Below are 23,142 nucleotides of genomic sequence, written 5' to 3'. Positions count from 1 at the left end.
CGATGCGCCCCAAACATGTGCTGTATCTTGCGGTCAAGGAGCTTCGCGGGCTGTTGCGCGATCCGCTGCTCCTGGCGCTGGTGTTCTATGCCTTCACCCTGGACATCTACTCCCACGCCACCGCTATGCCCGAGACGCTGAACCGCGCCACGATCGGCATCGTGGATGAGGATGCCTCGCCCCTGTCGCGGCGGATTGCGGATGCGTTCCTTCCGCCCTATTTCGTGACACCCGACCAGATCGACATGGCCGAGATGGATGCGCGCATGGATGCGGGCATCGATACGTTCTCGCTCGTCATCCCTCCGGATTTCCAAGGCGACCTGGTCGCGGACGCACGGCCCGAGTTGCAGCTCAACGTCGATGCGACACGAGTCAGCCAGGCCTTCACCGGCGCGGGCTATGTCCAGGCCATCGTCAATCAGGAAATCACCAGCTGGACCGGGCAGGAGGCCGTGGTGCCGGTCGATCTTGCGCTGCGCGCCCGGTTCAATCCGTCTCTGGACCCTGGCTGGTTTGGCGCGCTGACGGCGGTGATCAGCGCCGTGACCATGTTGTCGATCATCCTGTCCGGGGCAGCGTTGATACGGGAGCGTGAGCATGGCACTGTCGAGCACCTGCTGGTCATGCCCGTCAGCGCGGTCGAGATCATGACCAGCAAGGTGCTCAGCATGGGCTGTGTGGTGCTTGTGGCGACGGGGCTGTCGCTGACCTTCATGGTGCAGGGGGTTCTGGGAGTGCCGGTGGCGGGATCGGTGACGCTGTTCCTGGTGGGCGCGGCTCTGCACTTGTTTGCCACCACGTCGCTGGGAATCCTCCTGGCAACGATCTCGGGTTCGATGCCGCAATTCGCCATGCTGCTGCTTCTGGTGCTGCTGCCGCTGGAAATCCTGTCGGGCGGGATGACGCCGCGGGAATCAATGCCCGAGGTGGTGCAATACGTCATGCTGGCGGCGCCCAACACCCATTTCATCGCGCTTGCACAGGCGGTGTTGTTTCGTGGCGCGGGACTTGCGTTGGTCTGGCCGCAACTGCTGGCGCTGGCGCTGATCGGTGCTGCGATGTTCGCCGTCGCCTTGCGACGGTTCCGCGGCTTCCTGCGGTAGTGCGGTGTAAGTACCTCTTGGCTACACCTCTTCAATCGTTGCGAAAAGCTCTGAATCCTCGATATCCTTTTGTGCGAGAAGAAGACTGCATTTCAGCGCGTCGCCCAACCCGGCAGCGACAGACCGGCTCATCCAGCGCGTCCAGAGGCCTTGCTGGTGATGCCCGACGACGACTAGATCAGCCTCGGTTTCGGTCGCGACACTTGTGATCGTCACGACGGGATCGCCGAACTCCATGCGGACCTCGGGTGCCAGCCCCATGGCGGAAAGCCTTTGATGGCCTTCGTCGAGGGTCTCCTCGAAATCGGCTTGCTGGTGGGCAAGCGCGCCAGCATCCGCGCCCTGCGCAAGCGCGTTGCCCGCGCCCGTCTCGACCACAGCCAGCAGGATCACCTCCGCACCTGTCATCTGCGCAATCCGCGCCCCTTCGCGCAGCGCCAGCCGCCCCTCGCGCGAGCCGTCGAAACAAAGCAGGATCTTGCTATACATTGATGAAGCTCCAGTAAAGGAATGGCACTTGCAATATAAGTGAGGCCATATTAATTAGCATTGCAACTAATGGCAAGCTGATGAAAGAAGAAAACGATGCAAGCCGACCCCGACAAAAACAAGCCCCTGGAGGCTTTTGCACGTTCCCTGGCGGCGGCATCGCGCATGTGGAGGCGGTATCTTGACCTCCGGTTCCGAGATCTCGACCTGTCCCAGGCAAGGTGGAACGTGCTGTTCGAACTTTCGCGCAATGAGGCGGTGACGCAGGTGGAACTGGCGCACAGCCTGGGGATCGAGGCGGCGACGCTGGTCCGCCTGCTGGACGGGCTTGAAGGCACGGGTCTGATCGAACGCCGACCCTCCGCAGAGGACAGGCGAGCCAAGACATTGCACCTGACAAAGGATGCGCGTCCTCTCATCGTCAGGATGGAAGAGATTTCGGCGGTGAGCCGCGCGGAAATTCTCGAGGGCATTTCCCGGCAGGATCTGCGTATCGCGACGAACGTCCTGAGCCGCATCGCGGCCAGATTGAATATATTGAACAGTGGTCAAGATGGGTAACATAAAGGCGGCGGCATCCGTTGCGGACGAAGATGCCGCGGACAAACCGGCACCGCCGCTCCTGCCGAGGCGCAGCCGCACAAGATGGACCAGACTGATCGTGATCGGCGCCGTGGTCGCCGTTTCAGTCTGGCTGGCCGCCCCGTGGCTGGTCGCGCGGTTCACGCAGGTGCACATCAACGATGCCCGGATCGCGGCCAAGGTCGTCACCGTATCCAGCGAGGTCGCTGGACGGGTCACGGCGATGCCGGTGCTCGTCGGGGACGCCGTCGAAAAAGGCGATCTTGTCGCCGCAATCGACCGCGCATATGCGCAGCCGCAGCTCGATGCCGTCCTGTCAAGACTTGCCGCAACCGATGCGCAACTGGCTGAGCTTCGGGCGCGCAAGGTGCTGCTCGAGAAGCAGCTCTCTGCGCGGCGGGACGCGGCCCTGGCCGGCATAGCTGCCGCAGATGCAAACCATGAGGCATCGCTCGCCGTATTGACGAACGCCCGGACCCGTCACGAGAGGGCGATCAAGCTTGCCGAGCAGAACATCACGTCGCAGCAAACCCTCGACGAGTCCCGGGCGGCACTGGACACCGCCGCCCAGCAGGAGCGTGCCGCTTTCGCGGCGATCGAAAACGCCCGCGCCAGCCTGGCCATCGTCGAGGCCGACGGAGAGCAAATGAAAGTGCTGGAGTCCCAGATTGCGTCGGTTCTTGCCGGACGTGCCGGCACCGAGGCCGACCGCAGCCTGCAGGAAATCGACCTCGCGCACCGCACGATCACGTCCCAATTCGACGGCATTGTTGATGGGACGTTCGTCGATGTTGGCGAATATGTGACACCAGGGACGCGCATTGCAATGTATCACGCGCTGGATGACGTCTGGATCGATGCAAATGTCAAGGAGACCGATTATAACAGGATCCACGTTGGGTCGAAGGCGAGCATCACCGTCGACGCCTTTTCGGGCCGAACGTTTGAGGGGGAAGTAATCGGCATGGGCGGGGCGGCGACCAGTCAGCTTGCGTTACTGCCCAGCCCCAACCCCTCGGGCAATTTCACGAAAGTGACCCAGCGCCTGCCGATCCGCGTGTCGATCGACGCCGAAGGCACCGAACTCAGGCCCGGCATGATGGTCGAGGTTTCCATCAATGTCGCAGATTGACCGATATTTCGAGCGTTACGGCCCCGCCTACAAGTGGTTCGCGACCGGCACGATCATGGTTGCGACCATTTCGGTCGTATTGTCCACGACGATCGTGAACGTCGCCATCCCGGCGGTGATGGGGGCTTTCGGTATCAGCGCGGTGCAGGCGCAATGGATTTCGACCGGCTTTCTGGCGGCGATGACCGCCACGATGCTGCTGGCCGACTGGACCAACCGTGCCTTCGGGATGCGGCTGACGATGAACACCGCGATGGGCGTGTTCCTTGCGGGTTCGGTCCTTGGGGGCCTTGCGCCGAACGAGACCGTGCTGACGCTGGCCCGTGTGGTGCAGGGGGCGGCCGCGGGCATCGTGCAGCCCCTGGCCATGATCATGCTGTTCAAGGTCTTTCCGCCTGACAAACGCGGCGCAGCCATGGGGATCTATGGCGTCGGCGTCGTGCTGGCTCCGGCTCTGGGCCCCTGGATCGGCGGCGTGCTCATGGATGCCTTCGATTGGCGCTTCGTCTTCTACCTGGGCCTGCCCTTCGCAGGCCTCGCCATCCTGCTGGCGAACCTGTTCCTGCCGAGCCGCGAGGAAAGCGGGCCGATTCCGGGCTTCGACTTTGTCGGGGTGGCGATCCTGTCTGTCTTTCTTGCCGTCCTGCTCAGCACTCTGTCGAACGCGCAGCGGCTGGGATGGGAGTCCAACATCATCCTGTCAGGTTTCATGATTTCCGCCGCTTCGGCCATCGGTTTCGTCGCCTGGGAGATGACCACCGCCAAGCCCATGCTCGACATGCGGCTCTTCGCGAATTTCGCCTTCTCCTCGGCCTCGGTCGTTGCCTTTATCATGGGGGCGGGGCTGTTCGGCTCCACCTATCTGCTTCCGGTTTTCGTGCAGCAGATTCAGGGTATGACGCCCACGCAGGCGGGCCTTCTTCTGATGCCTGCGGGCTTTGCGATGCTGCTGGTCTTTCCTATTGCCGGGCGATTGTCCGACAAAGTGTCTGCGCCGATCATGATCGGCATCGGCATGGTGGTCTTTGCCTGGTCCTCCTGGCTGATGGCAGCAGTAAATGTCCATACAGCCTTTTGGACGCTTGCCTGGTGGACCATCCTGTCGCGCGTGGGGTTAGGTCTCGTGTTTCCCGCCATATCATCCGGGGCGCTCAAGGTTCTGCCGCCGGACCTTCTCGGCCAGGGTTCGGGCGCTTCGAACTTCATCCGGCAACTGGGCGGCGCCTTCGGGGTGAACCTTCTGGCCGTGTTCATCGAGCGGCGCACGATCATGCACGCAGACGCCTTTGCCGCGACCCAGACCAGCGACAACGCCACGACGATGGAACTCTTGCGTGAGGTTGCCGGCCTCATGCACGTCTCGGGACTACCAGATTCTCAGCTCGTGCCCGCCGCGGCAACGTTCTTGGGAAAGACCGTGATGATTCAGTCCTCGAACGCTGCGTTTCAGGACGGCTTCCTTATCGTATGCGGCATATTCCTGCTCGCGCTGGTCCCGACCTGGTTCATGTGGCGTGCTCGTTCCTCTGGCACCTAGACGCCATGGTCGCCTGACGAGCCGACCGGCTCTGTGGACTCTCGTCCGGCATTTTGCCGACGAGGGTTGCCCCGGGTTGGCCGACCGTGCCGTCTCGTCACCAAACGGCCGGCGCGTGTAGATATGCCGTTACTCGCGGGACATTTCCTTTAATCTCCCGGGTTTGGGAAGAAGGAGATGTTCATGACGAAGGATCAACGAGAGGTTCAACGCAAGTTGCGGATACTGCGACATGCGGAGGAGATCGGTCACGTCGCGAGGACTTGCCGTTATTTCGGGATAGGCCGATCCAGCTTCTACCGATGGCGTCAAGCCTATACGGAGCGCGGCGAAGCTGGCCTTATCAACGCGCCACCCATTCCCAAGTGGCATGCCAATCGGACGCCGCCTGAGCGCGAGGAAAAGGTGCTTTATCTTCGGCGCAAGTATCATCTCGGCCCGATGCGGATCGTCTGGTACTTGGAGCGCTATCACGACATCAAAATGTCTGACGCCACGGTTTTGCGGATAGTGTCCCGAGGAGTGGTGTAGGAACTGGCGTCCACCTGCTTCTTCATAGCTGGTGTTGCTCGTTCACTGAGCGGCAATCGTCGCCGTCTCACCATCATCGTTGCATATGGCGGTCAGCTTTTCCACCGGCATGTAGCGGCGCGAGACAGCCCACTCGTCATTCTGCTCCAGCATGAGCGCGCCGACGAGCCGGATGACGGCCTCGCGGTTCGGGAAGATCCCGACGACATTGGTGCGCCGCTTGATCTCCTTGTTGACGCGCTCCAGCGGGTTGGTGCTGTGCAGCTTCGAGCGCAGGCTCTCGTCGAAGGCCATGTAGGCCAGCACGTCGTGTTCGGCCTCGTCCATGAGCTCTGCGACATCCCTGAACCGGTCACGAAGGTTGTCGGCCACCTCGCGCCAGCGGGCATGGGCCTGATCGCGGTTCTTTTCGGCAAAGACGGTCTTCACCACGGCGCTGACCACCGGCTTGTTGGTCTTGCCCACGCGGGCGAGCAGGTTGCGCTGGAAATGGACGCGGCAGCGTTGCCATCCGGCTCCCAGGACCTTGCGCGCAGCAGCCTTGAGGCCCTCATGGGCGTCGCTGATCACCAGTTGAACACCGCGCAGGCCGCGGCGGGTGAGAGACCGCAGGAAGTCGGCCCAGAACGTCTCGGCCTCCGAGGGCATAACCGTGATCCCGAGGATCTCGCGCCGCCCGTCGGTGATGATCGCGACGGCCACTATCACCGCCATGGAGACGATGCGTCCGCCCTCGCGCAGCTTCACGTAGGTGGCGTCCAGCCAGAGGAACGGCCAGTCCCCCTCGAGGGGCCTGTTCAGGAACGCCTGCACCCGTTCGTCGATCTCCTCGCACAGCCGCGAGACATGGCTCTTGGAGGTGCCCGTCAGCCCCATCGCGCGCACCAGGTCATCGACGGCGCGGGTCGAGACCCCGTGGATGTAGGCCTCCTGTATCACCGCCATCAACGCCTTCTCGGCCGTCCGGCGCGGTTCCAGGAACGTGGGGAAATAGCTGCCCTTGCGCAGCTTTGGGATGTTCAGGCCGATGGTGCCTGCCCGAGTATCCCACTGGCGCGGTCGGTATCCGTTGCGCTGGTTCTCGCGGTCCGGGCTGCGCTCGCCGTGTCCTGCGCCGCAAACAGCGGCCACTTCGATGTCCATCAGTCGCTGCGCGGCGTCCTGGATCAGCTCGCGCAGAAAATCAGCATCATCGCTCTTGGCGATCGCGCCCGGAAGGTCGATCATGGTGTCGGTCATCGTGCTCTCCTTCGTTGTCGTTGGCTTCAACAACCTCAGACTAGGAAGAAGCGCGGTGGCCGCCAGCCCCGGCCGCGCGCTGCGCTACGCCAGGGGCTTCGCGCGCGGCCTCCTACACCACCCGGTGGGACACTACCCCCCAATTGCAGGGCCTTCTTCACGGCGGCGTGGAGGTCATCGATCCCGAAGGTCTCCAAAAGGCGCAAAACCTGGACGTATTCGCGACGTCCCGCCTTGATCATCCGCGCCTCCATCAGGCGGCGCAGGGTCGCGAACTCGGGTGGCAGGTTCCATTCCGCCAAGGGGGCTGCCTGGTCCAGAGCGTTGATCTTCCTTTCGATCAGCGGAAGGTAGTGAACCGGATCGAAGACCATGTCCTCGCGATCATGGCAGCGTGGATGACGCGCGATGACCTCGCCACCGCAGCCGATGACCACCTCTCCGACATAGCCGCGGATCCAGACATCGCGGTAGCCATAGGCGACCGGCACCGAGTAATCATTGGTCTTGTAGCGAACCAGTGCCTGGGAGCTGACCCGTCCGGTAGCCTGATCACAAGCATCGAACGGTGCCGCGGGAAGTTCGGACATCACCGCCAGATCCCGCGCGAGGCGTTGACCGATGGTCTCGGACTGGCCGCGCAGGACATCCGCCTGGCGCTTGCGGCACTGATCCTCCAGGTCGGCGTTGAACGCGTCCCAGGTCGCAAAACGTGGGATCGCCACCATGAAGTTGCGGCGGGAGTAGCCAACCAGGCCCTCCGCGTTGCCCTTGTCGTTACCTTTGCCGGGCCGCCCGTAGCAATCCCGAAGCAGGTAATGCGACTGCAGGGCGCTGAACAGCGTGGCGCGCTTGCGCGTCCCGTCCGCCAGGATCTTCGAGACCAGACAGCGGTCGTTGTCATAGAGCACCGACTGCGGCACACCGCCGAAGAAGGCAAAGGCGTGGACATGGCCGTCCATCCACGCCTCCGCCGTCGCCGCGGGATAGGCCCGCACGAAGCAGGCATCGCTGTGCGGCAGATCCAGGACGAAGAAATGGGCCTTCTGCTCGACGCCATCGATGATCACCATGGCCTCCCCGAAATCCGCCTGGGCATCCCCGGGCGGGTGGGCGAGCGGCACGAACACCTCACGTCCACGGTGCTCGCGCTCCCGGATATAGTCCTTGATGATCGTGTAGCCGCCGGTGAAACCGTGCTCCTCGCGCAACCGGTCATACACGCGCTTGGCGGTATGGCGCTGCTTGGGGCGGGTCTCACGATCCCCGTCCAGCCACGCGTCGATAATCCCAGTGAAGGCATCCAGCTTCGGTCGTTTGACCGGTGCCGTCCGTCGATATCCGGGTGGGACCGAGAACGCCATCATCTTGGCTACGCTGTCGCGCGAGATGTTGAAATGCCGCGCCGCTTCTCGCTGGCTCATGCCCTCAGCACAGGCCAGCCGAACTTTCCGATACAAATCCACGGTGAAAATCCTCCCGCCCTCCCTGTCGCCAGAAAGGGTAAAGGTGGACGACTTCCGTAATGGGGCCGTTGCTGTCAAGTGCGCAAAAATCAAACGATTGCTGCGCGATATGGCCGACCACACGCGAAACGGAGGCGCTGGCGAGGCGGAGATATCATGCATCGAAGCGGCACCAGCGCCCGTCCGACATCCCGGTTTCAAGGTCGTTGCGGCCGAGTTTGGGCTGGAGCTTCAAGGATAATTTCCCGAACCGGGATGATGCTTCCGTCCGTGGTCAGCGCGCTGGCCGCCACATCATGCCTGGTTCAAGTGCAGCTCCCGAGTGCCTATCTTTTGAGCGTTCTCGAACGCAAGCGTTCGGAAACAAGTCGTCCAGCGGCATCATCGGGGACCGCGTCCCGGTTTGGGACCTCGGTGCGACAGCGTCATCAAGCGCGGCCCAACTCTCCTTCTGCTGAATGGCCCAATCGTTCCTCCGCGCTTACGCTGCCGACGTCGACATCGCCGCCGCCCGGGTGAAACGGAAGTCGCTTCCGTCGCACCACATGCGGTGGAGGACCACGCCAATGCGCCGCGCCAGAGCCACAGTCGCCCGCTTCTTGCCGCGCCGTTTTGCCACCCGCATCGCCCAGGCGCTCAGCCAGTTGGACCGTCCACGGTTCAGCATCACCGTCGCCGCCCGGTAAAGCGCGGTGCGCAGCGCGACATCCCCCGCCCGGGTGATCTGGCCGACAATGTCGTGCTCGCCGGACTGCTCCCGTCTCGGCGTCAACCCGACCCATGGACCGACATCCTTCGAGGAGTGGAAACGCTCCGGATCGTCGATGGCCGATTTGACCGTGAGCGCCACGATCGCGCCAACACCGGGCATGGTCATCATCAAGCGGCAGACCGGGTCGGATCCGGCATGATCCCGGGTTAATTTTTCCAATCCGGCCAATTCGCTTCGCAATGCCGCCCGCGCTCTCAGGATCGGGTCTGCGGCGGCCTCCAGCATCGAGTTGCCCACGGACAGTTCCCGGACCCTGGCCTCGAAACGGCCTTTGGCGACCTTGCCCATCTTCAGTCCGAAGTTGCGCAGAACGCCCCGTACCGACAACTCGAGATTGAGACAGGCCTGCTGGATCGATTTGCGCGCCGTCAGAACCGCCCGCATCTCCTGGGCAGACACCGACTTGCAATGCACTGGGCGGAACCAGCCCATCTGCAGAAGCCGGGCAATGCCAAGCGCGTCCCGGCGATCTGTCTTGATCGGCATCGCCTTCAGCGCGCCCTTCACCTGCCGGGTTTCCATCAGCACGATCTCGAAGTCGGCGTCCGTCAGGTGCTTGTGCAGCCATTGTGAAAGCGGTCCAGCTTCCAAACCTACTGCGATCACATTGCCGCAAAGGTCGCCAAGAAACCCCGCCAACGCCTCCGGCTCACTCGCCACTGTTGTCTCTTTCATCACCTTTCCATGCGCGTTCAGAACGCAGATCGCGGTGCTTGCCAGCGAGACGTCGAGTCCGATAAACAGATCCATGTCGTTGCCCTTTCATTCCGTGTTCAGGATTGGGGCGCGCCTCACGGCAAGACCCCGTAAGCATGCATCGCGTGCCAAGGGCAACGACACCTCACCTCCACAGTCACGACAAGCCGAAACGGTGACGACACGGAGCCAGCCACATTACGGCATCTTTTACGCCGCCCGCAGCAGGCTCATCCCGCCGCTACCGTGGCCGACTTTCGCACCGCCGTTCTCAATATGATCTGTCATCATCGCCATGTCCTATGCTTGTCATGCGTGATTTGCGACACGCGTATCCGTTCAGGCCCTTTGGTGAAGACGGCGGTCGATCAAACTCAGAAACGGTCCTTTGTGACCCAGCGCTTCACGATCCGACCGCCGCCGCTGCCCACCATAAATGGCGTGGCGGGCAGCGGCTCCTTCATATGTCAGGAGCCGGGTTCAGCATAAGATGGGGTGGTTGCCGCCCTCCCCAGACGGCATCGCAATGTGCCAAGATGGTGGTCTGAGAACCACGAAGCGGAGAGGACGGCAAAATGAAGGATACGATAATCGGGGTGGACTTGGCAAAACGTGTTTTCCAGCTCCACGGTGCGACGATGACGGGCCATGTGACGTTTCGCAAGAAGCTGACGCGCGAGCAATTTCGGCGGTTCATGGCTGAACGCCCGTCCTGCCTGGTCGTGCTCGAGGCCTGCGGCAGCGCCAGCTACTGGGCGCGCGAGATGGCGAAGCTGGGACATGACGCCAAGCTTATTGCGCCGCAATACGTCAAGCCTTTCGTGAAGCGCCAGAAAAACGACGCGGCCGATGCCGAGGCGATCGTGATCGCCGCGCGCCAGCCCGAGATGCGGTTCGTCTCCCCCAAGACGGAGGATCAGCAGGCCAGGGCGATGCTGTTCCGCGGTCGTGAGCGCCTGGTGCATCAGCGCACCGAACTGGTGAACGCGTTGCGGGCGATGCTCTACGAGTATGGGCATGTCTTTCCCGCCGGCATCGGCCATCTCAAGCGGATCGAGGCGCTGATTGAGGATCCCACCTGCGACCTGCCGGCGCTGATCACCGCGGAATGCCACGACCTGCTGGCACAGATTGCCGAGAAGACTGACAGGATCGACGCGAAGACGAAAGCTCTGAAGGAGTTGGCGGCTGGGACCGATACAGCGCGCCGGCTGCAGACCATGCCGGGGGTCGGGCCTCTGACGGCGCTTGCGGTCGAGGCTTTTGCGCCCGACATGGCGCAGTTCAAACGTGGCCGGGATTTCGCAGCCTGGCTGGGACTGGTGCCGCGACAGCACTCTTCCGGCGGCAAGGAACGCTTGGGGCGAATATCGAAGGCCGGTCAGACCGACATCCGGCGGCTTCTGATCATCGGGGCGATGACCCGGATCATGGGTCGCGCGCGCCACAAGATCCCGCCTGACAGCTGGCTTGGCCGGATGCTGGCGCGCAAACCGAAGATGCTGGTCGCGATCGCGCTGGCCAACAAGATGGCGCGGCAGATCTGGGCCATCTTGACGAAAAACGAGGATTACAGGGATCCGGTACTGGCAACAGCGGCATGAGCGTCGTGCCGTAACCAGCCAGTATCGGTGCAACGGGGAGTGTGAGAAGGCGACGACCTGAATGGGCGCAACGATCGAATAGATCCGGATTGGGAAAACCAGTGCTTGTCTTGGAGCTATGAAGCTCGCGCATAAGATTTGGACCCGATCCGCTGATCACCATACCGGCCCTTGGCTTCTGGAATGCCACACAACGAGGCCTGACAGAAGACCGCACTCGATCACACGCCAATAGGGTCAGAAATTTCTTGCATCACGGGCGGCAACCACAGAAGACAAGCCTATGCCCATCCATCAAGCCGGGTACTTGCCTGCAACTACTTTCATGATGAGAGAGCGGCGCCAGCGGCTCGAGCCACCTTGTTTCTGCGGTGCAGGAAACGTTCCGCGTTTGATGTCGCGGTAGATGCTTGCCTTGGAGCGCGCCACGATTTCACAGACCGCGTTGATAGGCAGCAGAACGTCGTGGCGGGTATCTTCGTGGTCCATTCTTCTTCTCCGGTTGGTGAACTGGAGAGAAAATGATGTTGATCCGGTTTCGCCGGAAACGCGGATATGCCACTAATCGTGTTTGATGCAATTTATCAAGGGAGGGAAGTCTGTCGTCCCGCTGTCGTCCCGAAGCAACAACAGTCAAAGCTCACTGGCATGGTAATCGCTAAAAATCCCATATATTACAGGGGCTTACAAATGGTGCCCGGGGGCGGAATCGAACCACCGACACGAGGATTTTCAATCCACTGCTCTACCCCTGAGCTACCCGGGCACGGGTGAAGGATGTCCTTCGGGATGGATGCGTTCTAGGCGAGGTGCGGGGGGCTGTCCAGAGGGTTTGGCAAAAAATTCATTGGGGGTTTTGAAGTGCTTGTTCGGTTGCCTCGATGGCTTCCTCGATGTCGTCCGGATCGTGCGAGGGGATCGCGTAGCCGCCCGTCAGCCACTTGCCAAGATCGCGGTCCGCGCAGCGGCGCGAGCAGAACGGGCGGAACCGTGCCTCCGTCGGCGCGGCACAGATGGGGCAGCTCATGGCAGGACCTCCGTCAGGGGCTGGCGCTGTCTTTGGCGCTGTAGCTCGTAGTGGCCTAGCGGGGTCCAGCCCGCCAGCGTCGTCTCGATCGCGTCGGCGCGGAACGCCGCACGCAGGGTGTCCTCGAACACGCGCCGTTCCTTCTTGGGCATGGGGGCCAGGTCCATAGTGATCTGCCCGCCAAGACCGCGCAGGCGCAGCTGGCGTGGTAGCTCGCGCGCGGCGGCTATGTTGGCCTTGAGGCCTGCCGCCAGGCTGGTATCGGGGCCGGTGTTGACATCGACCGCGACCAGGGCGCGCGTCGCCTCGACATAGATCGACGCCTTCGCCGCAAGCGGCACATGCGCGCTGCGCAGCGCCTCGATCGCGTCCAGAACGCCGTGGCTGTCAAAGCTGCCGGGCGCATCGATCACCTCGGCCGGGTCGGACCAGTCGCGCCACGCCAGAGCATGCGCGCCGTCGCCCGCGACCAGCAGCTCCGGCTCGCCGGGCAAGTCCGATGTCACGGCGCCGGCCAGGTCGGCCATGGCGGCGATATCCTCGGCGATCTCATCGGGGTTTGCCTGCGCGCAGGACGAGCGCAGGATCAGGCCCATATCGTTTCCGTCCATGACCTCGTGCGCGATGGCCAGCAGGGTGTCGCGCATATCGTCGTCGCGGATCCGGCGGCTGAGGTTCAGGCCCGGCGCGTCCGGGGTGACGATGGCGTAGCGGCTCTTGAACAGGATCTTGGCGGTCACGGGGGTGGCCTTGCCCGGCTCGGCATGGCCGGTCACCTGCACCAGCAACGGCTGACCGGGGGAAATGCCGCGCACCTGCCGCACAAAGGCGGTGCCGCCGGGAATGGACAGGAACATGCCCCCCATCCCCTTGACCGGCCGGTCGGCCTTGGCGCGGTATATGGCGCCCGGGCACGCGCCCTCGTCCCCGATCAGCAGATCGTCAAGACGCCCGTCCACCATCAGCGCGGCCGCCTCGCGCCCGCCCAAGTGGTCCAGAATGATCTGACGTCCCTTCATGCCTGTCTCCAAACCGGGTAGCCCGCCGCATGCAACAGGCCCGCCGTCTCGGTCAGGGGCAAGCCGACCACGGCGGTGAACGAGCCGTTGACCCACGGGATGAACGCGCCCGCCATGCCCTGAATGCCGTAGCCGCCTGCCTTGCCCTTCCAGTCGTCGCTAGCGAGGTAGGCATTCAACTCGGGGTCGGACAGGCGCTTCATACGCACGGTGGTCGTTACCTCGCGCTGCCACAGCTCATCGCCGCAGCGCACTGCCACGGCGGTGATCACCTTGTGACGCCGCCCCGACAGGGCCAGCAGGAACTGCGCCGCCTCGCCCGCATCGGCTGGTTTGCCCAGGATGCGGCGGCCAAGCGCCACGGTTGTATCGGCGCATAGCACAACCTCGCCGTCACCTGTCGCCACGGCCTGCGCCTTTTGCCGCGCCATGCGCTGGCAATAGGGGCGCGGCAGCTCTCGCGGCTGCGGCGTCTCGTCGATATCCGGGGGGCGCACGTCATCTGGCTCAACGCCGATTTGCGCCAGCAATTGCTTGCGGCGCGGACTGGCCGATCCCAGGATCAGACGCATTTACTTGAAGCGGTAATTGATCCGACCCTTGGTCAGATCATAGGGGGTCATTTCCACCTGCACCTTGTCGCCTGCCAGAACACGGATGCGGTTCTTGCGCATCTTGCCTGCCGTGTGTGCGATGATCTCATGGCCGTTTTCCAGCTCGACCCGAAACGTCGCATTGGGCAGGAGTTCCTTCACGACACCGGGAAATTCGAGCGTATCTTCCTTGGCCATGGTCTCTCCTTCGATAAACATCCCGCCACTGTGCGGGACGCGCGATAAATGGGCCTGTTCGCGGCGATTTTCAAGGGGAATCTTGGCGTAGCGCGATCTGTTCAATCTTGCCCATGCGCGGCGCCTGCTCGGGCCAGTGCGCCATGTTCAGGACATTGCCATCCGCCCGCACCGTTCGAACGGCGTCCAGATCGATCCGCGCAAATGTCCAGCCGGGCGCGTCATGCTGTCCCTCGGCGATCACCCCGGTTGCCGGGAAGCCGCGATCAGAGGGGCCGAATACCCCGCCGCGGCCGGTGTTTTCCTCGACCGAGTAGAGCCGCGGCGCCGTGCCCGTCAGCGACGCCATCACCGTAACGCATTGATTTTCAAGGGCCCGCGCCATCGCGCCGATACGCACGCGCCAATACCCCTCCAACGCCTCGGTGCAACTGGGCACCAGGATGATCTCGGCCCCCGCCTCGGCCAGGGTCCGCGCCAGAAGGGGAAACTCGCTGTCATAGCAGATCAGCACCCCGATACGGCCAAGCGCGGTGTCAAAGACCCGCAAGGGGCCGCCACCGATGATGCCCCATTCATCGCGCTCGAACCGGGTCATGATCTGCTTGTCCTGGTGCGACACACTGCCATCGGGGGCGAAAAAACAGGCGCGGTTGACCACGCCCTCGCCGGTCTCGACCGGCCCCGACGCGCCAAGGATATGCACTCCGAACCGCCCCGCCAGCGCGGAATGCAGGGCATTTGCCGCCTCCACTCGCGCCGATACCGCCGCGATCGATCCTGCCGGATCGGCGGACACCTGCGCGCCCGCAAGGCTGGCCAGTTCCATCGCGCCATATTCCGGGAACACCAACAGATCGGCCCCCTGCCCCGCCGCCTCGGAAACCCAGCGGGTCAGCTTGGCCTCGTAATCGGACCAATCCTTGAACTCGTTCAGCGGATAGGCGGCGGTCGCAACGATGATGGATGTCATAGTGTATCCTCTGTCATGGGCGGGCCCCATTTGCGGGTCAGGTGCTGCACGATCTGGTCGCGCGTCTGGCGGTAGGCCGACAGCTTGTCCTCGCGCGTCTCGCCCAATCCGGTCGGGTCCATGATCGGCCAGTATTCGACATGCAGGTGAAAATAGCGCGTCAAATCAAGCGCGCGCCGCTGGCTGGCCGGTGACAGCGCCACGATCAGATCGAACGACGACAGATCATCGCCCCATTGCTCCATCTCGTCAAAGCTACGCGTGCGGTGGCGCGACAGCTCGACGCCGATCTCGTTGCACACGGCGATTGAAAAGCCGTCGATCTCCATGTCGTCCGCGACCCCGACCGATTGGACGTAGGTATCGCTGCCGTAGAACTTCTTCATGATGCCTTCCGCCATCGGCGAGCGTACCGCGTTGTGGTCGCAGCAAAACAGAACCGACTGTGGAAGCGCCTCTGCCACGCGGTCACCCTCCGTAATGCAGAACGCAAATCAGGGTGAACAGGCGCCGCGCGGTGTCGGCATCGACCTCGGCCTTGCCCTCCAGCCGCTCCTGCAGGATGCGCGCGCCCTCGTTGTGGATACCCCGGCGGGCCATGTCGATCGTCTCGATCTGGCTGGGCGGCATATTCTTGACCGCGTCGAAATAGCTTTCGCAGATCGCCCAGTAATCCTTGACCACCTGCCTAAACGGCGACAACGACAGGTGGAACTCGGCCACCTGGTCCTGCGCCTCGGTGGTGATGTCGAAAACCAGGCGGCGCTCGCGGATCGACAGGGCAACACGGTACGGCCCATCGGGCACATCGCGCCCGTCCCGCGCCGGCAGGCCAAAGCTGTTGTCCTCCAGCAGGTCATACATCGCGACCTTGCGCTCCTGCTCAATCTCCGGCGTCGGCGGCGGCAGGTTTCGGTCGTCCAGTTCGATATGGCTGATGCGGGCGGTCATGGGATGCTTTCGCTGTGCTCGTCTCGTCGATGGCCAAGGCCATCCGCCATGGATAGCCGCGATGGCCCGGAGGCACAATCACTCCGACGCGCACTCAGACGACGAACAGCGCCACCACCACCAGCGCCAGCGCAATCATACCGCATGCGCCGCGCCAGAGGCGTCCAGTACCCCCGCTCGGGCCGCAACGGCGACAACAGGAACGGCACAATCACCAGCGGCAGCGCCAGCGATCGCAGGGTCGGCCCGCTCGCAATCGTATCCAACAGCGGCCCCGCCAGCAGGAGCACCGAAAGAAAAGGCCACCCGTGGTAAAGCATCCTGCCGCGCCGGTCGCGCATGATGCGCAGACTGGGATCATCGATGCCGGGCAAATCGACCGGCCGCACCCATGTCGGCAACATCGCCGCGATCAGGCCGAACGCAACGCCACCAACCGCCCAGATCAGGATAAGGCCATTGGCCGTCGCAGGCCCCTGCCATTGCGCCAGGACACCCGTCGCCATGAATACCCAGCCCGCGTAGAACGCATGCACCAAAAGGGCGGGATTATCCGGCCGCCGCGGCCCGCGCATCGCCGCAGTTCCCGCCAGCACGTCAAACGCCATCAGGAACAGCGCCCCGCACAGCACCCCTTGCCGTAGCGGCGCAGGCCCGCCCGCTCCAAGCGCCCACAGCAAGCACAAAAGCCCCATCACCAGCGCAATAGTGCCTGCGGCAATCGCAGCGGATCGTTTCGCCTCGTCTCGTGTCATCTCTCTCCGTTGTTGAGCTTATCAAGCCGCGCGCGCACGCTTAGCCCGTGCGCCTGCAGGCTCTCGGAGGTGGCAAGCGTCTCGGCAGCGGGGCCAATCGCGCCAAGGGCGGCGGGCGTCATCCGCGCCAGGGTCGTGCGCTTCATGAAATCCATCACCGACAACCCCGACGAGAACCGCGCCGAGCGCGAGGTCGGCAGCACGTGGTTCGGCCCGCCGACGTAATCGCCGATCGCCTCGGGCGTCCAAGGCCCAAGAAAGATCGCGCCGGCGTGCTGTATCTTGTCCGATAGCGCCTCCGCCTCGGCCACGCAAAGCTCAAGGTGTTCGGGCGCGATCCGGTTGGCCAGATCGGCCGCCCGCTCTAGGCCCGGAACCGTGATTATGGCCCCGAAATCACGCCAGCTTGCCGCCGCGATATCGCGCCGCTCAAGCGTTTCAAGACGCTTGGCAACCGCCGCCTCGACGGCGCGGGCCAGCGCCGGATCGTCGGTGATCAGGATGGATTGCGCGCTTTCGTCATGCTCGGCCTGCGCCAACAGGTCCAGCGCCAGCCAATCGGGATCGTTATCGGCGTCCGCCACGATCAGGATCTCGGACGGCCCGGCGATCATGTCGATGCCCACCTTGCCGAACACCCGCCGCTTGGCGGCCGCGACAAATGCGTTGCCGGGGCCGGTGATCTTGTCCACCGGCGCAATCGTCTCGGTGCCATAAGCCAGCGCCGCAATCGCCTGTGCGCCGCCGATGCGGTACACCTCGTCCACCCCCGCCAGCCGCGCCGCCATGAGCACCAGCGGATTGGCCGTACCATCGGGCGTGGGCACCGCGATGGCCAGTCGCTCAACCCCTGCCACCCGCGCCGGGATCGCGTTCATCAGGACCGATGACGGGTAGGATGCCAAGCCCCCCGGCACATACAGTCCCGCCGCCGAAACCGGCGTCCACCGCCAGCCAAGCGTCGCCCCCTCCGGGTCGGTCCAGCTTTGATCGTCGGGGATCTGCCGCGCGTGGTAGGCGCGGATGCGGTCTGCCGCCAGCTCCAGCGCGTCGCGGTCGGCCTGGGGCACCTTGGCGATTTCAGCGTCGATATCCTTGGCGGTGAAGGCCAGGGTCGCGGCGCTCAGGCTCAGGCGGTCAAACCGCTCGGTCAGCTCGATCAGGGCCGCGTCGCCGCGCGCGCGCACATCGGCGATGATGCCCGCCACGATGTCATCCACATCGGGGCTGTCCTCGCGCTTGGCACTCAGTAGCGCGGCAAAGGCAGCTTCGAAATCGGGTTGGGTCGCGTCAAGTATCTGGGGCATGGTCCCTCCGGCGGGTTTCCCGACCGGACATAGCGGGCCGCGCCCCGCGCCTCAAGCCCTCCCGGCGGCGGGGCGCACCACGTAGACCGAGCAATCCGAATGCCGCACAACCCGCGCCGCGTTCGGGCCCAGCAGATAATCGCGCAACTCGGGTTTATGCGAGCCGATCACGATCAGGTCGCTGCCGGCCTCGCGCGCGGCGTGCAGGATTTCCTCGTAGGCCTTGCCGGTGGCGACGACGTGGCGCACGCCCCTGTTGGCCTCCTCGCCGATCGTGTCGCGCACGAGGGTCTCCAGCAGCTCGCGCGCATGCGCCACCGCCTTGTCGTGGAAATCCTTGTCGAAATAGCCGCCCACGATGCTCATCCCGAAATCGGGCACCACGGTGATGACATCCAGGCGCGCATCGTCCAGCCGCGCCAGTTTATGGGCAACGCGCAAAACCTCCGCGTCGTTTTCGGGCTGGTTGATGTCAATGGCGCAAAGGATCGAGTTGCTCATGCTGGCACTTCCTTCTGTTTGCGTTGCCGCAGGAGTTGCAAATACGCAATCCCACCCAGCAGCAACAAGGCCGGGATGAAGACCAGCTCCTGCGGGGGCTGCTCCGCCGGAACCTTGACCTGCGTGATCCGCACCGGATCGTCGCCGTAGAAATCGAACCCCGACAGATCGCTTTCGATCGGCGTGCCGAACATCGGCTGATCGAGCTTCATCACCCCGTCCTCGGGCATCAGGATAAAGCCCATCCGCTCGGCCCGCTCGGCGCCGGGGGCGTCTTTTTCCACGTTCAGCAGCAGGCTGACATCCTTCGGCTCGAACGTATCGAAATCGGGGCCCGAGACGACAACGCGTAATTCGTCGCCGACCTGCATCGCATCCAGCGTCTGCACGATCTCCATCGGCGGCGCCTGCCGGTAGGGCGGCACCATCCTGTCCATCACGTAATCGGGCCGGAACAGCACGAAGGCAATCGCGATCAACGCCACGCTTTCATAGATGCGGTTGCGCGTCACGAACCACCCCATCGTGCCCGACGTGAACACCAGTATCGCAATGGTGGCCACGATGAACACCGTCACCCCCTGCACCCATGTCACGTCTATCAACAGCAGATCGGTGTTGAAGATGAACACGAACGGCAACGCGACAGTGCGCAGCGAATAGAAAAAGGCGGTGAATCCGGTGCGGATCGCATCGCCCCCCGACACCGCCGCGGCGGCGAAACTGGCCAGGCCCACAGGGGGCGTCACATCCGCCATGATGCCGAAATAGAACACGAACAGGTGCACCGCGATCAACGGCACGATCAGCCCCGATTCCGCGCCCAGTTGCACCACCACCCCCGCCATGAGCGAGCTGACGACGATATAATTCGCCGTCGTCGGCAGGCCCATGCCCAAGATCAGGCTCAGGATACCGACGAACAGCAGCATCAGGATCAGGTTGCCACCCGACATGAATTCCACAAGGCTGGCCATCACCTGCCCGATCCCGGTCAGGGTCACGGTGCCCACGATCACCCCCGCCGCCGCGGTGGCCAAGCCGATGCCGATCATGTTGCGCGCCCCCGCAATCAGGCCCGCCACCAGGTCAAGCACCCCCGCCGCCGCGGCATTGGCGATCTCGCTCTGGCCGCGGAACATCGCCTTGATCGGGCGCTGCGTCAGCAAGATCACGAACATCAGCATCGTCGCCCAGAACGCCGACAGGCCAGGCGACTTGCGCTCGATCATCAGGAAATAAACCAGAACGACGATCGGCAGCAGGTAATACAGCCCCGCCTTGTAAATCTCCGACACCACCGGCAGGCGCACGTCCTCGGAATTGGGGTCATCCGGCTCCAGGTCGGGCGCCTGCGCCGCCAGCGCCAGCAGCGCGACATAAGCCAGCCCCACCAGAAGCGCCAGAACCCACGCCGCCCCCTCGGGCACCAGCGCCACGACCCAGCCGACCGGGTATTGCACCGCGTAGCACAGCGCCGCGAACCCCGCGAAAAAGCCGAACATGCCGCCAACCGTCTTGCCCAGGCTGACGGTGCGATCGCCCAGCGTGGGCATGTTGTTCTTCACCGCCTCGATATGCACGATATAAACCAGCGCGATATAGCTGATCGCCGCCGGCAGGAAGGCGTGGGTGATCACCTCGACATAGGAAATGCCGACATATTCCACCATCAGAAACGCCGCCGCGCCCATCACCGGCGGCATGATCTGCCCATTGACGGAACTGGCCACCTCGACCGCGCCGGCCTTTTCGTTGCTAAAGCCGACCCGCCGCATCAACGGGATGGTGAAGGTGCCGGTCGTGACCACGTTGGCGATGGACGAGCCCGAAATCAGCCCCGTCGCCGCCGAGCCGACAACCGCCGCCTTGGCCGGCCCGCCGCGCAAATGGCCCAGCGCGCCAAACGCCATCTTGATGAAATAGTTGCCCGCGCCCGCCTTATCCAGCAGCGCACCAAACAGCACGAACAGAAAGACGAACTTGGTCGAGACGCCCAGCGCGATGCCGAACACGCCCTCGGACGTGATCCACATGTGGCTCATTGCCTTTTGTAGCGATGCCCCCTTCCACCGGATCACATCGGGCACCCATTCGGACGAGCCAAAGAACACATAAGCCAGGAAAACAGTCGCGACGATCGCCATCGCGGGGCCCAGCGCCCGGCGCGCCGCCTCGAACAGCAGGATCAGACCGGCCAGCGCAAACCACTTGTCCACGTCATCGGCCAAACCGCCCGACTGCACGATCTTGTCATAAAAGAAATAGCCGTAAAGCGAGATCAGCGCCCCCGCCCCGGCCAGCACCCAATCGTGCACCGGAATATAGCGCCTCGGGCTTGAGGCAAGGGCCGGATAGGCCGTGTAGGCAAGGAACATCGCAAAGGCGAGGTGGATCTGCCGCGAATTGTTGACGATATCGCCGGGCAACACGTAATTGGCCAGCGGCGATGCCAGCAGCACCTGGAACAGCGACCAAACCAGCGCCACAACCGCCAGCATCCGCCCAACCGCCCCGGCCGGGCTACGGGCGCCTGAATCGCTGGCCGCGACCAACTCCTGTAGCGCCTCTTCGGACAGGCCGCCGCCGTTCTCATCCTTCTTCGACATTCACACCGTCCCCCTGATCTTGGCGCCCGTTTTTATCGGCGCATCTAATGGCGCGGGGCGTCTACCGCCCCGCACGGGATCGTTGGGCGCCCCTGCAACGGGGCGCCCGGACGGGATCAGGTTACTCCATCCAGCCCTGTTCGCGATAGTATTTTGCCGCCCCTTCGTGCAGCGGCGCCGACAGGCCGTCCTTGATCATCTCTTCCTTCTTGAGAACCGAAAATGCAGGGTGCAGACCCTTGAAGTCCTCGAAATTCTCAAAGACCGACTTGACCACGGTATAGACCGCCTTCTCGGACACATCCGTCGAGGTGACGAAGGTCGCGCCGACACCGAATGTCGTGGTGTCGTCGGGGTTACCGCGATACATGCCGCCGGGGACGGTCGCCACGCGGTAATAGGGGTTGTCACTCACCAGCTTGTCCACCGCGTCGCCGGTCACGTTGACCAGCACGCTGTCACAGGCGGTGGTCGCCTCCTGGATCGAGCCCGAGGGGTGCCCAACGGTAAACACCATCGCATCGATCTGGTTGTCGCACAGCGCCTGGCTCTGCTCGGCGGATTTCAGCTCGGTCGCCAGCTCGAAATCGTCGGTGGTCCAGCCCATCGCGTCCATCAGAACCTCCATCGTGCCGCGCTGGCCCGATCCGGGATTGCCGATGTTCACGCGCTTGCCCTTGAGATCGGCGAAATCCTTGATCCCGGAATCGGCACGCGCCACCACGGTAAACGGCTCGGGATGAACCGAGAACACCGCGCGCAGGCCCTCGAACGCCCCGTCCTCTTCGAACCGGGCCGACCCGTTATAGGCATGGTATTGCCAATCCGACTGCGCCACGCCGAATTCCAGCTCGCCGGCGCGGATGGTGTTGATGTTATAGACCGACCCGCCGGTCGATTCGACCGAGCAGCGAATGCCGTGTTCCTTGCGGCCCTTGTTGACCAGACGGCAGATGGCGCCGCCCGTGGGGTAATACACGCCGGTAACGCCGCCGGTGCCGATGGTGATGAACTCTTCGGCCGATGCGGCCGGCGCCGTCAGCGCCCCGAGGGCCACCGCGACTGCGGTAAATTTGAACTTGTTGAACATGTGACTGTCTCCCTTGGTTGATAAGTGGTTGGTTCTTGGATGGTTACACCCGCCAGTATTCGTCCAGGCGGTGATTGCGCGCCTCGACCTCGGCGATGCGGTTCATCGCGTCTGGCCCGGCTCGCGCCACGAGCATGCCGATGATGGTTTCCACCAGCACCAGCGTCGCTGCGTACGATGAAAAGAACTGCGGACTGTCGGAAGGAAGGATGAACCCCGCAGTTGCATATTTCAAGGCTGGGCAGGTATGGGTATCGCTCAGCACGATCACCGCCGCCCCCTGCGCCGCCGCCATTTCCGCCGACAGGATCGCCCGGCGCGCAAACGGCGGCTTGGTGATGATCAAGACCGCATCGCGCTCCGACAGCTCCGCCATCGTCGCGCCAAGCGCCGCACCGCCGCGCCCCGCCACCTGCCAATCGGGTGAGAAATAGCGCCCCATATAGGCCATGTAATCAATCAGCCCGGTCGATCCGCACGCCCCGAACAACACGACCCGGCGCGCAGCATGCAGCGCCTCCACCGCCCGCTCAAGGCGCACGGGGTCTATTGTCTGGCTCATGCTGTCGATATTGGCGATGCAGGCCGCCGCCTGCCGCTGCAACAGCGGCTCGGCCGCGACCGCTTCGCTCTGCAATTGCTGCGCGCGCTGCGAGAAACTCACATAGCGCCGCCCAACCGCGGTCCGGCTCAACTCGCGCATCGCCTCGTAGTCGTCGAAGCCCAGCGCCCGCGCCAGCCGCGAAAACGTCGCCGGCGCCAGGCCCGACGCCGTCGAAATGGACCTGAGCGAACGCGTCGCAACATCCACCGGGTTGTCGGCCACGAAATCCGCCGCCGCCCTCAGCCGGTCGCTGAGGCCGTCATACCCCTCGGCGATGCGATCCTTGATCGTCGTCGATTTCTGCATCTGCTCTCCGGTTCGGGCTACGGTGGAATATACCGTTCCATCCGTTTTATCTGTT

Annotated in this window: 22 protein-coding genes, 1 tRNA gene and 2 pseudogenes; 6 read left to right on the top strand and 19 right to left on the bottom strand. The window is 63.6% G+C overall.

Features of this window, described 5'->3' with window-relative positions:
- Positions 1-2: 2 nt before the first annotated feature.
- Entirely contained in the window at positions 3-1,106 is a 1,104-nt protein-coding gene (locus tag G568_RS0107975) for an ABC transporter permease (RefSeq protein WP_026757530.1), read from the top strand.
- Between the two features lie 21 nt (positions 1,107-1,127).
- On the opposite strand, the gene G568_RS0107970 is transcribed toward G568_RS0107975, so the two are convergent.
- Positions 1,128-1,595, bottom strand: a complete 468-nt coding sequence (locus tag G568_RS0107970) for a universal stress protein (RefSeq protein WP_026757529.1) — start codon at positions 1,593-1,595, stop codon at positions 1,128-1,130.
- 96 nt (positions 1,596-1,691) lie between these two features.
- Between G568_RS0107970 and G568_RS0107965 the strand changes: the two genes are divergently transcribed.
- From G568_RS0107965 to G568_RS18495, 4 genes and pseudogenes are all read left to right on the top strand, one after another.
- Positions 1,692-2,156, top strand: a complete 465-nt coding sequence (locus G568_RS0107965; protein ID WP_037373854.1) for a MarR family transcriptional regulator — start codon at positions 1,692-1,694, stop codon at positions 2,154-2,156.
- The gene (locus G568_RS0107960) at positions 2,149-3,309 is read left to right on the top strand and encodes an HlyD family secretion protein (RefSeq protein ID WP_026757527.1); all 1,161 of its coding nucleotides are present in this window, start codon (positions 2,149-2,151) and stop codon (positions 3,307-3,309) included. The genes G568_RS0107965 and G568_RS0107960 overlap by 8 nt, the downstream gene beginning before the upstream one ends.
- Positions 3,296-4,846: a DHA2 family efflux MFS transporter permease subunit gene (locus G568_RS0107955; RefSeq protein ID WP_026757526.1), complete on the top strand. Its 1,551-nt coding sequence runs from the start codon at positions 3,296-3,298 to the stop codon at positions 4,844-4,846. The genes G568_RS0107960 and G568_RS0107955 overlap by 14 nt, the downstream gene beginning before the upstream one ends.
- 183 nt (positions 4,847-5,029) lie before the next feature.
- Positions 5,030-5,365, top strand: a pseudogene (locus tag G568_RS18495) (helix-turn-helix domain-containing protein); the annotation flags it as partial.
- A gap of 54 nt (positions 5,366-5,419) precedes the next feature.
- On the opposite strand, the gene G568_RS0107945 reads toward G568_RS18495, so the two are convergent.
- The 3 genes and pseudogenes from G568_RS0107945 to G568_RS0107930 form a co-directional block, all read right to left on the bottom strand.
- Complete coding sequence (locus tag G568_RS0107945) at positions 5,420-6,616, bottom strand: IS256 family transposase (RefSeq protein ID WP_026757525.1); 1,197 nt, start codon at positions 6,614-6,616, stop codon at positions 5,420-5,422.
- A gap of 137 nt (positions 6,617-6,753) precedes the next feature.
- A pseudogene (gene istA, locus G568_RS18490) lies at positions 6,754-8,082 on the bottom strand (IS21 family transposase); the annotation flags it as partial.
- A 481-nt stretch (positions 8,083-8,563) separates the two neighbouring features.
- Entirely contained in the window at positions 8,564-9,604 is a 1,041-nt protein-coding gene (locus tag G568_RS0107930; RefSeq protein WP_026757524.1) for an IS110 family RNA-guided transposase, read from the bottom strand.
- Between the two features lie 521 nt (positions 9,605-10,125).
- Between G568_RS0107930 and G568_RS0107915 the strand changes: the two genes are divergently transcribed.
- Positions 10,126-11,154: an IS110 family RNA-guided transposase gene (locus G568_RS0107915; protein WP_026757523.1), complete on the top strand. Its 1,029-nt coding sequence runs from the start codon at positions 10,126-10,128 to the stop codon at positions 11,152-11,154.
- A 294-nt stretch (positions 11,155-11,448) separates the two neighbouring features.
- Here the strand turns inward: G568_RS0107915 and G568_RS0107910 are convergent, their stop codons facing one another.
- From G568_RS0107910 to G568_RS0107840, 15 genes are all read right to left on the bottom strand, one after another.
- A complete protein-coding gene (locus tag G568_RS0107910; RefSeq protein ID WP_026757522.1) occupies positions 11,449-11,643 on the bottom strand; it encodes a helix-turn-helix transcriptional regulator in 195 nt (64 codons plus the stop codon).
- A 202-nt stretch (positions 11,644-11,845) separates the two neighbouring features.
- Positions 11,846-11,920, bottom strand: a tRNA-Phe gene (locus G568_RS0107905).
- 78 nt (positions 11,921-11,998) lie between these two features.
- Positions 11,999-12,181: a DNA gyrase inhibitor YacG gene (locus G568_RS0107900; protein WP_026757521.1), complete on the bottom strand. Its 183-nt coding sequence runs from the start codon at positions 12,179-12,181 to the stop codon at positions 11,999-12,001.
- Positions 12,178-13,200, bottom strand: coding sequence for a ribonuclease E/G (locus G568_RS0107895; protein ID WP_026757520.1), 1,023 nt, complete (start codon positions 13,198-13,200; stop codon positions 12,178-12,180). Before G568_RS0107895 ends, G568_RS0107900 begins: the two co-directional genes overlap by 4 nt.
- A complete protein-coding gene (locus tag G568_RS0107890) occupies positions 13,197-13,772 on the bottom strand; it encodes a Maf family protein (protein WP_026757519.1) in 576 nt (191 codons plus the stop codon). The genes G568_RS0107895 and G568_RS0107890 overlap by 4 nt, the downstream gene beginning before the upstream one ends.
- The gene (gene infA / locus G568_RS0107885; protein ID WP_005978431.1) at positions 13,773-13,991 is read right to left on the bottom strand and encodes a translation initiation factor IF-1; all 219 of its coding nucleotides are present in this window, start codon (positions 13,989-13,991) and stop codon (positions 13,773-13,775) included.
- A gap of 70 nt (positions 13,992-14,061) precedes the next feature.
- Positions 14,062-14,955 carry a carbon-nitrogen hydrolase family protein gene (locus G568_RS0107880; protein ID WP_026757518.1) on the bottom strand — a complete coding sequence of 298 codons (894 nt, stop codon included), beginning with the start codon at positions 14,953-14,955 and terminating at the stop codon, positions 14,062-14,064.
- Positions 14,956-14,960: 5 nt separating this feature from the next.
- A complete protein-coding gene (locus tag G568_RS0107875; protein WP_026757517.1) occupies positions 14,961-15,428 on the bottom strand; it encodes an arsenate-mycothiol transferase ArsC in 468 nt (155 codons plus the stop codon).
- Between the two features lie 4 nt (positions 15,429-15,432).
- On the bottom strand, positions 15,433-15,915 hold the full coding sequence (locus tag G568_RS0107870; RefSeq protein ID WP_026757516.1) for a UPF0262 family protein: 483 nt from the start codon (positions 15,913-15,915) through the stop codon (positions 15,433-15,435).
- Entirely contained in the window at positions 15,912-16,670 is a 759-nt protein-coding gene (locus tag G568_RS0107865; RefSeq protein ID WP_157084331.1) for a hypothetical protein, read from the bottom strand. The genes G568_RS0107870 and G568_RS0107865 overlap by 4 nt, the downstream gene beginning before the upstream one ends.
- Positions 16,667-17,977, bottom strand: a complete 1,311-nt coding sequence (hisD, locus tag G568_RS0107860) for a histidinol dehydrogenase (RefSeq protein ID WP_026757514.1) — start codon at positions 17,975-17,977, stop codon at positions 16,667-16,669. Before hisD ends, G568_RS0107865 begins: the two co-directional genes overlap by 4 nt.
- A gap of 51 nt (positions 17,978-18,028) precedes the next feature.
- The gene (locus G568_RS0107855) at positions 18,029-18,478 is read right to left on the bottom strand and encodes a universal stress protein (RefSeq protein ID WP_026757513.1); all 450 of its coding nucleotides are present in this window, start codon (positions 18,476-18,478) and stop codon (positions 18,029-18,031) included.
- Complete coding sequence (locus tag G568_RS0107850) at positions 18,475-21,087, bottom strand: TRAP transporter permease (RefSeq protein ID WP_026757512.1); 2,613 nt, start codon at positions 21,085-21,087, stop codon at positions 18,475-18,477. The genes G568_RS0107855 and G568_RS0107850 overlap by 4 nt, the downstream gene beginning before the upstream one ends.
- Positions 21,088-21,208: 121 nt before the next feature.
- On the bottom strand, positions 21,209-22,177 hold the full coding sequence (locus tag G568_RS0107845) for a TAXI family TRAP transporter solute-binding subunit (RefSeq protein ID WP_051202848.1): 969 nt from the start codon (positions 22,175-22,177) through the stop codon (positions 21,209-21,211).
- Between the two features lie 43 nt (positions 22,178-22,220).
- Complete coding sequence (locus G568_RS0107840; RefSeq protein WP_051202847.1) at positions 22,221-23,087, bottom strand: MurR/RpiR family transcriptional regulator; 867 nt, start codon at positions 23,085-23,087, stop codon at positions 22,221-22,223.
- Between the last annotated feature and the right edge of the window lie 55 nt (positions 23,088-23,142).

The organism is Sediminimonas qiaohouensis DSM 21189 (assembly GCF_000423645.1).
Lineage (GTDB): Bacteria > Pseudomonadota > Alphaproteobacteria > Rhodobacterales > Rhodobacteraceae > Sediminimonas > Sediminimonas qiaohouensis.
This window is presented reverse-complemented; position numbering and strand designations above follow the sequence as displayed.

Coding starts and splice junctions, on each gene's coding strand:
- G568_RS0107865 (WP_157084331.1), bottom strand. CDS start 16,670: ATGACACGAGACGAGGCGAAACGATCCGCTGCGATTGCCGCAGGCACT.
- G568_RS0107915 (WP_026757523.1), top strand. CDS start 10,126: ATGAAGGATACGATAATCGGGGTGGACTTGGCAAAACGTGTTTTCCAG.
- G568_RS0107840 (WP_051202847.1), bottom strand. CDS start 23,087: ATGCAGAAATCGACGACGATCAAGGATCGCATCGCCGAGGGGTATGAC.
- G568_RS0107970 (WP_026757529.1), bottom strand. CDS start 1,595: ATGTATAGCAAGATCCTGCTTTGTTTCGACGGCTCGCGCGAGGGGCGG.
- infA (WP_005978431.1), bottom strand. CDS start 13,991: ATGGCCAAGGAAGATACGCTCGAATTTCCCGGTGTCGTGAAGGAACTC.
- G568_RS0107900 (WP_026757521.1), bottom strand. CDS start 12,181: ATGAGCTGCCCCATCTGTGCCGCGCCGACGGAGGCACGGTTCCGCCCG.
- hisD (WP_026757514.1), bottom strand. CDS start 17,977: ATGCCCCAGATACTTGACGCGACCCAACCCGATTTCGAAGCTGCCTTT.
- G568_RS0107845 (WP_051202848.1), bottom strand. CDS start 22,177: ATGTTCAACAAGTTCAAATTTACCGCAGTCGCGGTGGCCCTCGGGGCG.
- G568_RS0107910 (WP_026757522.1), bottom strand. CDS start 11,643: ATGGACCACGAAGATACCCGCCACGACGTTCTGCTGCCTATCAACGCG.
- G568_RS0107960 (WP_026757527.1), top strand. CDS start 2,149: ATGGGTAACATAAAGGCGGCGGCATCCGTTGCGGACGAAGATGCCGCG.
- G568_RS0107870 (WP_026757516.1), bottom strand. CDS start 15,915: ATGACCGCCCGCATCAGCCATATCGAACTGGACGACCGAAACCTGCCG.
- G568_RS0107955 (WP_026757526.1), top strand. CDS start 3,296: ATGTCGCAGATTGACCGATATTTCGAGCGTTACGGCCCCGCCTACAAG.
- G568_RS0107945 (WP_026757525.1), bottom strand. CDS start 6,616: ATGACCGACACCATGATCGACCTTCCGGGCGCGATCGCCAAGAGCGAT.
- G568_RS0107965 (WP_037373854.1), top strand. CDS start 1,692: ATGCAAGCCGACCCCGACAAAAACAAGCCCCTGGAGGCTTTTGCACGT.
- G568_RS0107855 (WP_026757513.1), bottom strand. CDS start 18,478: ATGAGCAACTCGATCCTTTGCGCCATTGACATCAACCAGCCCGAAAAC.
- G568_RS0107890 (WP_026757519.1), bottom strand. CDS start 13,772: ATGCGTCTGATCCTGGGATCGGCCAGTCCGCGCCGCAAGCAATTGCTG.
- G568_RS0107975 (WP_026757530.1), top strand. CDS start 3: ATGCGCCCCAAACATGTGCTGTATCTTGCGGTCAAGGAGCTTCGCGGG.
- G568_RS0107895 (WP_026757520.1), bottom strand. CDS start 13,200: ATGAAGGGACGTCAGATCATTCTGGACCACTTGGGCGGGCGCGAGGCG.
- G568_RS0107930 (WP_026757524.1), bottom strand. CDS start 9,604: ATGGATCTGTTTATCGGACTCGACGTCTCGCTGGCAAGCACCGCGATC.
- G568_RS0107850 (WP_026757512.1), bottom strand. CDS start 21,087: ATGTCGAAGAAGGATGAGAACGGCGGCGGCCTGTCCGAAGAGGCGCTA.